Genomic DNA, 13,381 nt, shown 5'->3' with positions numbered 1-13,381 from the left:
ACTGAATTCTAAAGTGGAAGACCACTTCGCTTGTCCAATTGCATAACCGCGCCACCTCCATTCATAGGCGCGGTGAGGCTTCCTCTGCTGGGCTTGCCTATTCTGCGGCGGCCGCGATCGCTGGCGCTACCGACGACCTCCGCAGAAATAGTGCGGGTCGGCCCGAGGACAATGACGTCTTCGGGCCGACCCGCACGCTAATGGAGTTAAGGTGCCCGCGCCGCCGCATAAGGCAACGTTCAGACAGGCAATTAAGCCATCGAGAACTGCGGCGGTGCCAATCGCATAGGCTTTAGAGCTCCTATCAGGTTTGTTTCCGTGGCGAGGATGGTGTGCTGTCAGTGCGTGGGGAGGCGGAGGCCCTTGTTCATACCCAGCGGGTATGGGCAAGGGCCGACAACGCGGCCAGGCGCGACATCACTCCACCGCAGCAGGAAGAGAAACCTGATAGGAGCTCTTAGAGCTCTTAGGGCCGGTCAATGACGTACAGCGCCGCCTGGATTTGCCCCTCCGGAACCACAACATCGCGCTCGAAGCGCAGCCCAATTTTCTCCATGACCCGGACAGAGGCGGTATTGGCCCGATCGGCAATGGAAACGATCTGTTTACACCCCTGCCCATCATGTCCGGAGCTGTACAGACCCCACTTCAGGGCCGCGACCGCCGCTTCCGTGGCGTACCCGCGTCCCCACATCGAACGGCGCAAACGCCACCCGATCTCCACCGCCGGCAAAATCTCAGGCAGGAACAATGGCACCGATAGACCGCAAAACCCGGCCACGGTCGCATCATCGCGCACTTGGATCGCAAACAGGCCGAAGCCTCTTTCACTCCAGCGTTGTTCGACCTTCTCCAACCACTGGGTGGCCTGTTCGGCACTCTGAGTTGCGCCAGTGGCACCGATATGACGCATGACCTCCGGGTCGGCGTTCATCTCGACGCAGGCCGCGTAGTCGCTGGCACGCCAGCGCCGCAGGATCAGCCGCTCGGTTTCCAGCCGTGGCCAGGGGTCTTCAACTGGGTTGAGCTCAGGGGCACTGGCCATTGCCGAACGGTCGCTTTCAGGCATGAAGTGTGGCTTTCTGCTAGTCGAGGCCGGTCATTCTTCCTCGGTGGCATCGGGACGTACCGGGTGGAATATCTCATCGGGATGGGGATTTGAATAGGGCGGACTGGCAATAAAGATGCTCAGGCCAGTGTGTCCCTTCTTGATCGCCGCAGTGTAGGTGTATTCGGTCTTTGGGTTGTGCACGACGGCGTCTCCATAGGAATCGCCCAGCCAGCGCACTCCGTCTCGTGAGCCCTCGATCATGCCCTGTGCGACCAAATAGTCTCGCACCTGTTGCAGAATCTGGCGGGCCTGCTGTTCGCTGGGCTGGGAGAAGGGGATCTCGTAGAACGACACCACATGGAAGTTGGTGGTGTTCGCATCCTGCCCCCACGGGGAGGCTACGGCACGACGGAAGTTCAGTTCTCCGATGCCGTGTTCGCGCAGTTGTTGGGCCAGCTCGTCCCCGGCGCTCATCGTCCGGGCGGCGGCGTCGGGCTTGCGAAGACTCTCAAAGGTGGTCATTGTTTCCTCCTACCGCTAAGTTAACCGAACGGGTTTCGATTAGAGAACCAATCGCCGACGTCTGAGGCGCGGTCAGACATCCAGCCTCCGGCGTCCGAGGCCCGGTCGTAGGCCCAGTCGCGGGCACCAGTGGCGGTTTCGGAAATCACGTCACCGGTGTGCCCGCGCAGGGAGGCGGAACCGTTCGTGACCTGGTCTTCCATCCCGCCCATGACATAGGCCTGGTTGAGAAGGCTCTGGCTGTTCTCTTCCCAGTAGCCGGAGTGTCCGTCGGCTCCGCTGCTGGCCAGGCTCTCGGCTCCGAAGCCATTGGAGCCCGGTTGTGGGCCATGTACTCCCGGTGGGGTTCCCATGATGACGTCGTTTCGGGTGGTCATGGCGTAGACATTGTCCACTCCTAGTTCATCGGCGCTACTGACGCCCATGCCGGGGCTGCCCACGGCGATGATGTTGTCAGCGCGGAAGTCATCGCCGTAGGAAGCGCCGTGTCCGACCATGGTGGAGCCATAGCTGTGTCCCAAGACGGTGGTGGTGCCGTTGCCGTTGTGCTGGTCGGCGACATCCAGGCCGGTCATGAAGTTGTAGAGGTTTTCGGCTCCGGCCTCGGCGTAGCGCGGGTTGGTCGCGTCGTCGCCGCCACGGAAGTCAAAGGGGTTGAGCGAGGAGGTGTTGAACACCTCTGGTGGGGCCTCGTAGCCCAGCCACATGACCATCGCCGTGTCTTCGCCCGACACTCCTTCGGTGGTGGCGCGCAGCAGCTCAGCGCGGTCGATGTCGCCAGAAATAGAGTCGAGGCTGGCGGTCGTGCCAGGCACATAGACACCGGTGTTGACGGCTTCATCGGGGTTACCGGAGGAGACCACCACGAGGGCTTCGGAGTCTGGTCCAGGCGGTTGGAATCCCAGCAACATGAGCTGGTCGTCCGGGTGGGACTCCCCCGAGGTATTGATGCGCTCAAGCAGGGAGGCGGCACTGGGGTCGTTGGTCGCCAGCACGTAGCTTTCGAGAATCATCATGTTGGCTTCGTGCCGCGCGTCAGCGGGAAGGCCGTCGGCCCAGGCGAACTCAGCTAGCGCGGCCGGGTCGTCCGCAAGGCTGGCCAGGTACTGCTCTTGCTGTTGGGGGCTAAGAGAATCCCACCAGTCATACATTTCCTGTTCGGAGCCGCCGGAGGGGAAGGGCGGGATCGCCCCGGTGCTAGTGGCGTTGCCGCCTGAGGAACCACCAATACCCTCGCCTATTCCGGAGATGGCGCCGGTGGCGCCGCGCAGAAGGTCGGCCAGATTGCCTTGAGCCGAGATGTTCTCTGCCGAGGCACGGTCGGAATCGCCGTAGTTCTCGGCTGTTTGCGCCAGGCTTTGCGAGATCCGATCGAGGTGCTTGGACACCGATGAGACTTCGGCATGCAGCACCTTGCGGTAGTGGCGCACTTGGTCGCCAGCGCTGCCTTCGAAGAGACCGTCGATCCCGTTGAGGGTCGTGACAACGGAGTCAGAGTTTTCTTTGAGTTTCTGGTAGACCTGTTTAGTCTTAAAAGAGGCTTGATTGATCTGCGCCAAGTCGGCGTCAACGCGGTTAGCCATCGGGGCTCCCGGAGGGTAGTGGCAAAGGAACCTTAGGGGGCTCTTCTCCTAGGGGACAGGAAGAGAGGGGCCTTTCTTGGGGCCGCCATCAGGATAAACCAGGAGTGCAACTGTGGATTGCGAGCTGAAATCGCCACGCCCCGAACGACACTCGCCTTCTTTCATAATTGTTGGTTTCACGGCATTGGGGCCGCCCCAGGCCCGGAGAGTGGCCTGGGGCGGCGAGCGCGCCCGGGTCGAGGCGCGCTGGTCGGGGTAGCGCCGGGTCCCGACCGGTTGAGCTAGGCGTCGTTGGCCATGAGGTATAGCGCTAGGGCGATCGACCCGACGGTGAGGGTGATCGCGTGCGGGAGTGCCTGCTGTTTGCGCAGCTGCGCCCACCCGTAGATGACGCCCACTGCCAGGATCGTGCCAGTGAGGAGAAGCAGCGGGCCCATCAGCACGGTGCCATGGGGTCGGTGGCCGACACGGGATCGGCTTCGTTTCCGGCCATCAGGTCGGCCAGCCGGTCCCGCAGGTGCGCGGCGGCCGCACCGGAACTGATTGTGGCCCGATTCCACCACTGGAGCCACACCCCACCGGCGGGTGTGCGGAAGGCTCGGGCGACGGCCGTGCCGTTCTCGTACAGCCACACCACCTCGGGCCGTTCCCGTTCATAGGCGGCAATCTGGCTTCCCTTGATAGTGATCGTGCCCAGGTAGGTGCCGATGGGCTCGCCATTCCCCGCAGGGGGCGACTTGCTTGCGTGCTGCTGTTCGGTCATGAGGTCGGCTCCGGGGTGGGAACGATGTCGCGCAGTTGACGCAGGATTGACCCTGACCAGCGACCGGAACCGTCTCCGGCGATATACCACCGGATTTCCCACCGGTTGGCCTTCGCGTTCCAGCTGGCGCGGCCGATGGGTGTCGCCGTGGTGTCAGGGCCGCGAAATATATCGACCGTGCCCGGTTTCTTGCCCCGATAGAACGGATAGCTCAGCTGTGTTTTCGCTGCGCCCAAGTAATCGTCCGGGCTGCGCGGGGGCGTCTTCATCGTTTACTCACCTCGCGCAGCAAAGCCCCTGCGGCGGACTCGGCCAGGTTGATCAATACCGGGCGGCGCAACTGCCAGGTGTCGCCGCTGAAGGGGGTCTGCCATAGCGCATCGGTGACCCGGCCGTCCTTGACCAGCAGGGTGGCCACGGCGATGGGTTCGCATTGTCCTTGCATCATCAGCGAGGCGGCCGAACCTCGATCGGCGGCCGCGGACACCATGAATACCGCCGTCCCGTAGGGGAACTCGATGACTGCCTTCGGCGTGGTCTTGGGCGAGGTCTCAGGTGAGGACATCACAGGCACTCACCGACCGGAAGAGCCACCGTCGATACCGCGCGGTGATGATGGGCCATCAGCGACACGGTCGCATCGCGCTTGGTGGGGCACGCGCCGTCCACCCACGGTTCACGGCAATAGCCACACCGCAGCCCGCGCCACGAGGGACGAGCTTTGTGCAAATGCAAGTGCGTCTGGATCTCGCTAAGGCGGGCATCGGGGAGTATCGTTTCTTGAGGCATGGGAGCACACTCTCCTTTGTCGAGGGCCCGCCGCCGGGGATGCGAGACCGCGAAATCTGTCTTCCTCGGCGGCGGGCATTTGTGTGCTGGCTGCTACGGGTCGCAACCCTCGGGGGTCTCTTAGGTCGGCAGCCCCGTCCCTGCCTCGCCAGCGTGCAGACAGGGTGCCCATATCGGGCATGCCACGACGATAGGCCCAAAAGTTGCTCATATGGAACAGGAAACGCGATAGCTCTTTTGGCTATAGCCATTCTGGTGGTGACCTTTTTGGCTATACTCTCGCCATGACGAAGCAAGCTCAACCAACTCTTGCGAGACGAACCCTCGGCGCGAAACTGCGCAAGCTGCGAATGGAGCGCGGAGATACTTGCACCCAAGTCGCAAGTGCCATCGGCTACAAATACAAGGCCGTAGATCGCATTGAAAAAGGGCTCCAAGGAACCAAGTTTTTGCAGCTCGAAGGGCTCTGCGACTACTACGGAGTCAGCAGCTCTGCCCGCAGCCATATGCACACACTCCGTGTCAGGGGTGCTGAACGCGGGTGGTGGGAGGACTACTACGACCCTGGAACCAAAGAGGCCACAAGTCCTGACTTCCCGCTCTTCCTAGAAGCCGAACAGGACGCCATTCACATCCGGGCAATCGAAATCGAGCTGATACCTGGTCTCGTGCAGACGAGGGAATATCTCCAGGCTCTACAGGAAGTACAGCTCCCAGTCCCTAACGAGGTAGCCGAGTCCGTCAAGAACCTGCGCGAACGCCGCCAAGAATTGTTCTATAACCGGCCTGACCCACCCAAAGTGGAGCACTTCATTGGAAGGAACGCGATTGAGTTCCTAGCTGACACAGGCGACGATGTGCGGCAAGGACAGCTGGCCATGTTGCGGAAGGTCAATGCGCTGGAAAACTTCGACATCCGTGTCATTGACAGGATTCACGCGGCCACCCTAGCCGGATCGTTCTGGCTGATGAAACTGAACGATGACCTGCCATCATTCGTCTTCGTCGACGCACTAGACGGTTGCCGCTACATCGAGCAAGTTGACATAGTATCGCGGTACGAGGAAGTATTCAACGCTGTGCGCAGGTCAACAGTCCCATTGGAGGAATATCTATGAAAACGCAGTGGCGCAAATCCAGCCGTAGCCAAGGAAACGGTGGCGCGTGTGTGGAAGCGCGACGGTCTGACGTGAACCAGCAAATCAGGGACTCGAAACTCGGAAACGCATCTCCTGTCTTCTCTATGACTGTTGAGGACTTCGGATGCCTGTTGCGCGCCGCCCGGCGGTGACCTAACACCGACCGGACGGCGATCTATCGCTCAGATCGCAGTATAGCGACCTTCACTTGCTCGTGGGGGTCGCTTCGTTGTGTCTCAGCGGAATCCCGCCTCATAACGAGTCAACTATCCGACGTGCGTCTAGCGCCGCACGGTCACGGCCGTCAGGATCATGTTGCCTCCCAGATCGACGAACTCTCCGCCGCCATTAGCGCAGCCGCCTCGACCGCCGACGAACTGTCGGCCGCGATTGAATCCGGCCGCTCCACTACGCCTAGGGCCCCGAAGGTGAAGAGCTCGGCCTAGTGTGGTCGAGGCCGTCCCATCCTGAGGACTGATCTGATTCGCATGCGCACCCTCATCACCGGCGGGGAACACCTTCGCCAATGTGATGCCAGCGCATCGGCGCCCTGCGACCTTAGGAGTGAATCCCATACCCGGACTGTTTGTGCAACCCGGCGTTGGGCTCAGCCGGTGGCGCGCGGCGGGTCGTCTCCCGCGTAGTTCGGGTTGGACTTGTCGCGCCGGGGCGGGCGGGACAAGTCGCGGGCAATGTTCCAGCAGTAAGCCCAGGTCGCGGCGAAGATCACTCCTCCGACGCCTAGCGACGGATGGAAGACGAAGCAGGCAATGAATGCCACCTGCAAGGCCATACCCGCCTGCCAGATCCAGCTCTTGCGCACCATTCCGGCCAAGACCACACAGCCGACAAAGAGGACCAGCAACGCGACGATCGCCGGACCAGAGTCCTCCAGCAGCATCCGCATCGGCGCGATCGCCATGAGGACAGCCAGAGCCTCCAGGCTCAAGGTGGCGGCCGCGAGGCCACGGGCGGCCTTCTGTGGGTTGCGCAAACCCGAGGTCAACGCCGGGTCCGGTGCCTGACCGTCAGACTCACTCGGTGGGGAATCCCGGGCCGTAGATCCATCCTCGATAGCCTCGGTGTGCTCCACCTCAACCGGGTCGCTTTCGTTGCTTCCAGACTGTGGTTTCTTAGTCATCTTTCACCAGCAAACGTCGGGCGTCGGAGACGGTAAAGACCGAACCGGTCACCAGCACTCCCCCGCCTCCATAGGCGGCTTCCTCCGCCTCGACCAGTTCCACGGCACGTTCGAGCGCATCGGGCAGGTAGGGCACGACAAAGACCCGCTCATCACCGAAGACTTCGCGCGCGGCCACCGCCAAGCGCGCCGGAGGCTGCGCACGCTCGGACTCAGGCCGAGTAATGACGACCTCGTCCACAATCGGCTCCAGTTTGTCGAGCATCTCCTCGGCGTCCTTATCCCCCAGGATGCCCACGACGGCCACCAACTTGCGAAACGAGAACGACTCCTGCAACCCAGCCACGGTGGCGGTCATTCCCGCCGGGTTATGCGCCGCGTCCAGTACGATCGTCGGCGCGGTGCGCACAACTTCCAACCGTCCCGGGCTGGAAGCCTGCGCGAACGCCTCGGCGATGACCTCGCCATCGAGGGCCTTAGGTGTCCCCGCGCCCAATAGTGTTTCCACCGCCGCCAGCGCCACGGCCGCGTTTTGCGCCTGGTGCTCGCCGTGCAAAGGCAAAAAGATGTTCTCGTACGTGGCGGCCTTGGTGCGGATCGTCAGCTGCTGCCCGCCCACCGCCGGGAAGCGTTCCACCACATCGAACGCCCGGCCCTGCGCCACTAGTTCCGCCTTCATAGCCGCGGCGCGGCGCAGCAGCGGTTCCATGGCCTCAACGTCTTGGTGGGCGGTGACAAGGGTGGCGCCCTCGTGCACGATTCCGGCCTTCATAGTGGCGATCTGGCCTATGGTGTCGCCGAGGAACTTGGTGTGGTCCAAGCCGATTGGGGTGATAACGGCGACCTCAGCCCCCAAGACATTGGTCGAATCGGTCTCCCCGCCCAGCCCGACCTCGATGACGCCCACATCCACCGGCGCGTCAGCGAACGCCGCCATTGCCAGCGCCACCGTCATGTCAAAGTAGGTCAGGGACTCCTCGAACTGGGCGTCGATCATGTCCGCTAGCGGCGCGACCTCGTTATAGACGTGGACGAGGCTGTCGGTGTCGATCGGTTCGCCGTCAATGGAGATGCGTTCGGCGACCGTCTCCAGGTGCGGACTGGTGAACCGACCCGTGCGCAAGCCGTGGGCGCGCAACAGGTTGTCGATCATGCGCGCCGTGGAGGTCTTACCGTTGGTGCCGGTGATGTGGATGGCGCGAAACGACTTTTGCGGTTCGCCCAACAAGTCCAGCAGCGCCTTGATCCGGTCCAAAGTGAAGTCCATGCGCGTAAACCCGCGCGCTTCCAACGCCGCTTCGACCTGCGCCAGCTCAACACTGCGTTTTACCACGTGACGTCCCCATTCGATCACCGAACTCGTTCGACCCGCCGAGGGTCGTCTCCAGTCAACCAGCCCACCTGGCGTGTGCGCATCAGGTGAGGCGAACCTGTGGCATAGACGGCAGGCCTCGGCCACACAACACGGCGGTGCCCGCCGCTGAGACGGCGGGCACCAACGAAGCGGTCCTAACTGGCGGCGAGACGTTCCAATTGACTCTCAATGCGCGCGATATCGGACTCAGCCGAGGTCGCCCGACCTCGGATCTTCTCCACCACCTCGGCCGGAGCCTTCGCTAGGAAACCCTCGTTGCCCAGCTTCTTGGAACACTGGGTGAGCTCCTTCTGCGCGGCGGCCAGCGCCTTGTCCAAGCGAGCGCGCTCGGCGGCGACGTCGATGGTGCCGCGCGTGTCCAGTTGCACGCTCAGCTGGTCGGTGACGGCCAGTTCGGCCGTGGAGTTGAAGTCCTCGGCATCCTCCAGCTTCGCCAGCGTGCGAATCAGCGGCTCTTGCTGGGCCAAGCCCACCTCGGCCAGGCCACTCAGGCGCGCGGCCACGGTCTGGCTGGGCTTGACACCTTGGTCGGAGCGGAAGCGGCGGATTTCGGTGACCAGTTCCTTCAACTGTTCCACCTGGGCCTGTGCCACATCGTCGATCAGGCCCGGAGTGGGCCACGCCGCGACGGTGAGCGATTCTTCTTGACTTCCGATGAGGTTTTGCCACAGTTCCTCGGTGACGAACGGGATGATCGGATGCAGCAGCCGCAGCAGCTGGTCGAGCACGTGCCCGAGCACCCGGCGAGTACGGTCGGCGGCCGCGGCGTCACCGGAGTTGATGACTGGCTTGGTCAATTCCAGGTACCAGTCACACACGTCGTCCCACGCGAAGTGGTAGAGCGCGTCGGTGGCCTTGGCGAATTCGTAGGCCTCCCAGTAGGTGTCGACCGTCTGCACAGTGTGCGACAGGCGGCTGAGAATCCACCGGTCGATCAGCGACAGGTCCTCACTGGTCGGGTCGAAGTCCGCCTCCACGGTCGCGCCGCTCATGAGGGCGAAGCGGGTGGCGTTCCACAGCTTGTTGCAGAAGTTACGGGCGATCTCGGCCAGCTCGTTGGACACGTTCAGGTCCGAGCCCGGTTGCAGGCCACGGGCCATCAGGAACCGCAGCGCGTCGGTGCCGTAGTTGTCCACGATGTCCAGTGGGTCGATGCCGTTGCCACGCGACTTCGACATCTTCTTGCCCTCATCGTCGCGGATGAGGCCGTGCAGGAACACTTCCTTGAACGGCACCTCGTCCATCGCGTAGGTACCGAACATCATCATCCGCACCACCCAGAAGAACAGGATGTCCTGCCCGGTCATGAGCGAGGCGGTCGGATAGAACTTCTTCAGTGCCGCAGTCTGGTCGGGCCAGCCCAGGGTCGAGAACGGCCACAGGCCAGAGGAGAACCACGTGTCGAGCACGTCCTCGTCTTGCACATAGCCCTCTGGGGCCTCCTCGCCCGGGCCCACGCACACCTCTTCGCCATTTGGTCCATACCAAATCGGAATCCGGTGCCCCCACCACAGCTGGCGTGAAATACACCAGTCCAGCAGGTTGTCCACCCAGGCGAAATAGCGTTTCTCCTGCTCGGGCGGGTAAATCTTGGTCTCGCCGTTGCGCACCGCGTCCCCGGCCCGCTTGGCCAGGGACTCGACCTTCACAAACCACTGCAGGCTCAATCGCGGCTCGACGACGGTCTTGCAGCGCTCACAGTGCCCCACGGCGTGCTCATAGGGCCGCTTCTCGGCCACGATGCGCCCCTGTGCACGCAGTGCCTCGGTGATCGCGGCGCGGGCCTCATAGCGGTCCATTCCCGCAAAGGGGCCCTCGGCGGTGATCGCGGCGTCCTCGTCCATGATCAGCGGGGCGTCCAGCTGGTGGCGCTGGCCAATCTCGAAGTCGTTCGGGTCGTGTGCCGGGGTGACCTTGACGGCCCCGGTGCCGAATTCGGGGTCAACGTGTTCGTCGGCCACGACCGGGATCTGACGGCCCACCAGTGGTAGTTCGATGGTGCGGCCCACTAGGTGGCGGTAGCGCTCATCGGAGGGGTGGACCGCCACACCGGTGTCGCCCAGCATCGTCTCGACTCGGGTAGTGGCCACCACCAGCGAGTCCTCTCCGTCGCCGTAACGCATGGAGACCAGTTCACCCTGGTCATCGGAGTGTTCGACCTCGATATCGGATAGGGCGGTGTGGCAGCGCGGGCACCAGTTGATGATGCGTCGGGCCCGGTAGATCAGGTCATCCTCGTACAGGCGCTTGAACATCGTCTGCACGGCCGATGACAGGCCCTCATCGAGTGTGAAGCGTTCGCGGCTCCAGTCCACCCCGTCGCCGATGCGCCGCATCTGGTCGGAGATCGCCCCGCCGTACTGGTGCTTCCATTCCCAGACACGCTCCACAAAGGCCTCACGGCCCAGGTCGTGGCGGGTGAGGCCTTCAGCGGCCAGTTCCTTTTCCACCACGTTTTGAGTCGAGATTCCGGCGTGGTCGGTGCCGGGCAGGAACAACGCCTCGAAACCCTGCATTCGTTTCCGGCGCACGGTGGAGTCGATGGCGGTGTGATCCATGGCGTGGCCCAAGTGCAGTTTGCCGGTGACGTTGGGCGGCGGGATGACGACCGCGTAGGGCTCCTTTTCGGAGTTCTCATCGGCTACGAAGCGCCCATCAGCTACCCACTTGGCATACAGACGCGCCTCTACATCGGCGGGCGCGTATTGCTTAGGCAACTGGGTATCTGACGCTGGGTTCTTCGCATTCTCGTTCACCCCACCAGTGTAACGAGGGTGGACAGCGAATTTTTTTGGCCAATGCGGCTCGTGACCTGCCAGCTCAGTACTGGCGGCCCAAGATCGCCTCGGCTGCCGCATACGGGTCCAGCTCGCCTTGGGCCACGGCCTCGGCGGTGGCGTCGTCGACGGTATAGCGGCGGCGCAGTTGCGCCCCGACCAGCGCGGTGATCTCCGAGCGGGCCCGCTCGCGGCGGCGTACCCGCAGCTTGTCCTCTTGGGCCAGCCACTGGTGGTGCTTGGCGGCCTCGGCGATGACCTCGTCAATGCCTGTGCCCTCGTGCGCGACGGTCTGCACAATCGGCTGTCGCCACTGGCCGGGCTCTCGGCGCACCAACGCCATCATGGCGCGCAGGTCACGCACAGTGGCCGCGGCGCCGTCACGGTCGGACTTATTGACCACGAAGAGGTCGGCGATCTCCAAGATTCCGGCCTTGACCGCCTGAATCCCGTCGCCCATGCCTGGGGCCAGCAACACCAACGTGGTGTCGGCGAGGTCGGCGATCTCCACCTCAGCCTGGCCGACGCCGACCGTCTCCACGACGATGACGTCAAAGTCCATACCCTCAAGCAGGCGCACCGCCTGCGGGGTCGTCGCCGTCAAGCCGCCCAGATGCCCCCGTGAGGACATGGAGCGGATGTACACGCCCTCGTCCAAGGCATGGTCTTGCATCCGCACCCGGTCGCCCAGAATCGCGCCTCCGGAAAACGGGCTAGAGGGGTCAACGGCCAACACCGCCACCCGTTTGCCCTCCTTGCGCCACGCCTGGACCAGCGCGTTGGTGGTCGTGGACTTGCCGACACCCGGCGAACCGGTGATGCCGACGACCTCGGCGGCGCGGCCACCGGCGGCCTGATGGGCCGCGGCAACAGCGGCCATGATGTCGGGCAGTTGCTCGGAGTGGTTTTCGACCGAGGTCAGAAGTCGGGCCACGGCCCGTACCGAACCCTCGCGGGCGGCACGGACCGTGGACTCTACGTCGACTTTGCGACTCATGCGCCTGCTCGCACGATCAAGGCGTCACCTTGACCTCCGCCACCACAGAGAGCCACTGCGCCCAGTCCGCCACCGCGAGAGACCAGTTCGGTCAGCAACGCGATCGGCAAGCGGGCACCGGAGGCACCGATGGGGTGCCCCAGGGCGATGGCCCCACCGTTGGGGTTGACCTTGTCCAGGTCAATCCCGAGGTCTTTGGCCGAGGCCAAGGCCACTGCGGCGAAGGCCTCGTTGATCTCGACCACGTCGAGGTCGGCCACGGTGTGGCCCGACAGCTCTAGCGCGGCGTTGATGGCATTCGACGGCTGGTGCAGCAAGCCGTTGTCGGGCCCGGCCACGGTCGCGTACGAGAGAATCTCGCCCACGTAGGACAGGCCGTTAGCCTCCGCGTAACGCTTGGTGGTGAGCACCAGCGCGGCGGCGCCGTCGGAGATCTGCGAGGCCGAGGCGGCGGTAATGGTGCCGTCCTTGGCAAAGGCCGGGCGTAGCTTGCCCAGGCCCTCGGCGGTGGTGTCGGCACGAATACCCTCGTCGGCGTCGAGGATCTTGGTTTCCTTGCGCCCGGCTGGCACTTCGATCGGAGCGATTTCGCTGGCAAGTTTATCGGCGGCCTTGGCGGCCCGCTGGTGGCTCTCGGCGGCGAAGGCGTCTTGATCGGCGCGGCTGATACCGGTTCCGGCCAGGTGGCGCTCGGTGCTCTCGCCCATCGAAATCTCGTCATAGGCGTCGGTGAGGCCGTCGTAGGCAAGGTGGTCGATCAAAGCCGCGTCGCCGTACTTGTGACCGGTGCGCGAGCCCGGTAGCAAGTGCGGAGCCCGCGACATGGACTCCATGCCTCCGGCGACTATGACCTCGGCGGCTCCGCCGCGCAGCAGCGAATCGGCCAAGCCGATGGCGGTGAGGCCCGACAGGCACACCTTGTTCACCGACAGGGCGGGAATCGTCATGGGAATGCCTGCGGACACGGCTGCCTGCCGGGCGGGGTTTTGCCCCACGCCCGCTGGCAGGACCTGCCCGAGAATGACCTGGCTCACCGAGTCGGCGGACACTCCAGCGCGCTCCAGCGCGGCTTTAATGGCGTGTCCGGCCAGTTCGGGGGCTGCCTTCGAGGCCAGCGAGCCGTTGAACCGCCCTATGGGGGTGCGGGCGGAAGAGAGGATGACCGTGGTGTCGGGGTCTCCGGTGACCATGTGTGGGAACCTCCAGTTCAAGTTTGCGAGACTGCGTCGGGTGCGTGCTCGCCG

General features: G+C 63.6%; 16 protein-coding genes. 3 read left to right on the top strand and 13 right to left on the bottom strand.

Going from position 1 to position 13,381, the window contains the following annotated elements; translation table 11 throughout:
- Positions 1-466 precede the first annotated feature (466 nt).
- The 8 genes from JQS30_RS03490 to JQS30_RS03455 form a co-directional block, all read right to left on the bottom strand.
- Positions 467-1,069, bottom strand: a complete 603-nt coding sequence (locus tag JQS30_RS03490) for a GNAT family N-acetyltransferase (RefSeq protein WP_213172010.1) — start codon at positions 1,067-1,069, stop codon at positions 467-469.
- Between the two features lie 30 nt (positions 1,070-1,099).
- Positions 1,100-1,573, bottom strand: coding sequence for an RsfS/YbeB/iojap family protein (locus JQS30_RS03485; protein ID WP_213172009.1), 474 nt, complete (start codon positions 1,571-1,573; stop codon positions 1,100-1,102).
- A 20-nt stretch (positions 1,574-1,593) separates the two neighbouring features.
- Positions 1,594-3,156, bottom strand: coding sequence for an alpha/beta hydrolase (locus JQS30_RS03480; RefSeq protein ID WP_213172008.1), 1,563 nt, complete (start codon positions 3,154-3,156; stop codon positions 1,594-1,596).
- Positions 3,157-3,437: 281 nt separating this feature from the next.
- Entirely contained in the window at positions 3,438-3,593 is a 156-nt protein-coding gene (locus tag JQS30_RS03475) for a hypothetical protein (protein WP_213172007.1), read from the bottom strand.
- Entirely contained in the window at positions 3,593-3,919 is a 327-nt protein-coding gene (locus JQS30_RS03470; RefSeq protein ID WP_213172006.1) for a hypothetical protein, read from the bottom strand. The genes JQS30_RS03475 and JQS30_RS03470 overlap by 1 nt, the downstream gene beginning before the upstream one ends.
- Entirely contained in the window at positions 3,916-4,188 is a 273-nt protein-coding gene (locus JQS30_RS03465; protein ID WP_213172005.1) for a hypothetical protein, read from the bottom strand. Before JQS30_RS03465 ends, JQS30_RS03470 begins: the two co-directional genes overlap by 4 nt.
- The gene (locus tag JQS30_RS03460; protein WP_213172004.1) at positions 4,185-4,484 is read right to left on the bottom strand and encodes a hypothetical protein; all 300 of its coding nucleotides are present in this window, start codon (positions 4,482-4,484) and stop codon (positions 4,185-4,187) included. The genes JQS30_RS03465 and JQS30_RS03460 overlap by 4 nt, the downstream gene beginning before the upstream one ends.
- Positions 4,484-4,708: a hypothetical protein gene (locus JQS30_RS03455; RefSeq protein WP_213172003.1), complete on the bottom strand. Its 225-nt coding sequence runs from the start codon at positions 4,706-4,708 to the stop codon at positions 4,484-4,486. Before JQS30_RS03455 ends, JQS30_RS03460 begins: the two co-directional genes overlap by 1 nt.
- Before the next feature lie 284 nt (positions 4,709-4,992).
- Here JQS30_RS03455 and JQS30_RS03450 point away from each other — a divergent pair, with 284 nt between their 5' ends.
- The 3 genes from JQS30_RS03450 (at position 4,993) to JQS30_RS03440 (ending at position 6,293) form a co-directional block, all read left to right on the top strand.
- Entirely contained in the window at positions 4,993-5,826 is an 834-nt protein-coding gene (locus tag JQS30_RS03450; protein WP_213172002.1) for a helix-turn-helix domain-containing protein, read from the top strand.
- The gene (locus tag JQS30_RS03445; protein WP_213172001.1) at positions 5,823-5,999 is read left to right on the top strand and encodes a DUF397 domain-containing protein; all 177 of its coding nucleotides are present in this window, start codon (positions 5,823-5,825) and stop codon (positions 5,997-5,999) included. Before JQS30_RS03450 ends, JQS30_RS03445 begins: the two co-directional genes overlap by 4 nt.
- Positions 6,000-6,122: 123 nt before the next feature.
- Positions 6,123-6,293, top strand: coding sequence for a hypothetical protein (locus tag JQS30_RS03440; protein ID WP_213172000.1), 171 nt, complete (start codon positions 6,123-6,125; stop codon positions 6,291-6,293).
- Between the two features lie 161 nt (positions 6,294-6,454).
- Here JQS30_RS03440 and JQS30_RS03435 read toward each other — a convergent pair whose 3' ends face one another.
- The 5 genes from JQS30_RS03435 to JQS30_RS03415 all read right to left on the bottom strand — a co-directional run bounded on the left by JQS30_RS03435 (position 6,455) and on the right by JQS30_RS03415 (position 13,327).
- The gene (locus JQS30_RS03435; RefSeq protein ID WP_213171999.1) at positions 6,455-6,988 is read right to left on the bottom strand and encodes a DUF4233 domain-containing protein; all 534 of its coding nucleotides are present in this window, start codon (positions 6,986-6,988) and stop codon (positions 6,455-6,457) included.
- Positions 6,981-8,255, bottom strand: a complete 1,275-nt coding sequence (locus JQS30_RS03430) for a bifunctional folylpolyglutamate synthase/dihydrofolate synthase (protein ID WP_213172944.1) — start codon at positions 8,253-8,255, stop codon at positions 6,981-6,983. The genes JQS30_RS03435 and JQS30_RS03430 overlap by 8 nt, the downstream gene beginning before the upstream one ends.
- Before the next feature lie 242 nt (positions 8,256-8,497).
- Positions 8,498-11,119: a valine--tRNA ligase gene (locus tag JQS30_RS03425; RefSeq protein WP_213171998.1), complete on the bottom strand. Its 2,622-nt coding sequence runs from the start codon at positions 11,117-11,119 to the stop codon at positions 8,498-8,500.
- Between the two features lie 64 nt (positions 11,120-11,183).
- Positions 11,184-12,137 (bottom strand): methylmalonyl Co-A mutase-associated GTPase MeaB, encoded by a 954-nt coding sequence (gene meaB, locus JQS30_RS03420; protein WP_213171997.1) that lies wholly within the window; start codon positions 12,135-12,137, stop codon positions 11,184-11,186.
- The gene (locus JQS30_RS03415) at positions 12,134-13,327 is read right to left on the bottom strand and encodes an acetyl-CoA C-acetyltransferase (RefSeq protein ID WP_213171996.1); all 1,194 of its coding nucleotides are present in this window, start codon (positions 13,325-13,327) and stop codon (positions 12,134-12,136) included. Before JQS30_RS03415 ends, meaB begins: the two co-directional genes overlap by 4 nt.
- Between the last annotated feature and the right edge of the window lie 54 nt (positions 13,328-13,381).

It is taken from the genome of Natronoglycomyces albus (genome assembly GCF_016925535.1).
Taxonomy (GTDB): domain Bacteria; phylum Actinomycetota; class Actinomycetes; order Mycobacteriales; family Micromonosporaceae; genus Natronoglycomyces; species Natronoglycomyces albus.
The sequence above is the reverse complement of the archived record's forward strand: the minus strand, read 5'-3'. Positions and strand labels throughout refer to the sequence as shown.

Coding starts and splice junctions, on each gene's coding strand:
- JQS30_RS03490 (WP_213172010.1), bottom strand. CDS start 1,069: ATGCCTGAAAGCGACCGTTCGGCAATGGCCAGTGCCCCTGAGCTCAAC.
- JQS30_RS03485 (WP_213172009.1), bottom strand. CDS start 1,573: ATGACCACCTTTGAGAGTCTTCGCAAGCCCGACGCCGCCGCCCGGACG.
- JQS30_RS03480 (WP_213172008.1), bottom strand. CDS start 3,156: ATGGCTAACCGCGTTGACGCCGACTTGGCGCAGATCAATCAAGCCTCT.
- JQS30_RS03475 (WP_213172007.1), bottom strand. CDS start 3,593: ATGGGCCCGCTGCTTCTCCTCACTGGCACGATCCTGGCAGTGGGCGTC.
- JQS30_RS03470 (WP_213172006.1), bottom strand. CDS start 3,919: ATGACCGAACAGCAGCACGCAAGCAAGTCGCCCCCTGCGGGGAATGGC.
- JQS30_RS03465 (WP_213172005.1), bottom strand. CDS start 4,188: ATGAAGACGCCCCCGCGCAGCCCGGACGATTACTTGGGCGCAGCGAAA.
- JQS30_RS03460 (WP_213172004.1), bottom strand. CDS start 4,484: ATGTCCTCACCTGAGACCTCGCCCAAGACCACGCCGAAGGCAGTCATC.
- JQS30_RS03455 (WP_213172003.1), bottom strand. CDS start 4,708: ATGCCTCAAGAAACGATACTCCCCGATGCCCGCCTTAGCGAGATCCAG.
- JQS30_RS03450 (WP_213172002.1), top strand. CDS start 4,993: ATGACGAAGCAAGCTCAACCAACTCTTGCGAGACGAACCCTCGGCGCG.
- JQS30_RS03445 (WP_213172001.1), top strand. CDS start 5,823: ATGAAAACGCAGTGGCGCAAATCCAGCCGTAGCCAAGGAAACGGTGGC.
- JQS30_RS03435 (WP_213171999.1), bottom strand. CDS start 6,988: ATGACTAAGAAACCACAGTCTGGAAGCAACGAAAGCGACCCGGTTGAG.
- JQS30_RS03430 (WP_213172944.1), bottom strand. CDS start 8,255: ATGGACTTCACTTTGGACCGGATCAAGGCGCTGCTGGACTTGTTGGGC.
- meaB (WP_213171997.1), bottom strand. CDS start 12,137: ATGAGTCGCAAAGTCGACGTAGAGTCCACGGTCCGTGCCGCCCGCGAG.
- JQS30_RS03415 (WP_213171996.1), bottom strand. CDS start 13,327: ATGGTCACCGGAGACCCCGACACCACGGTCATCCTCTCTTCCGCCCGC.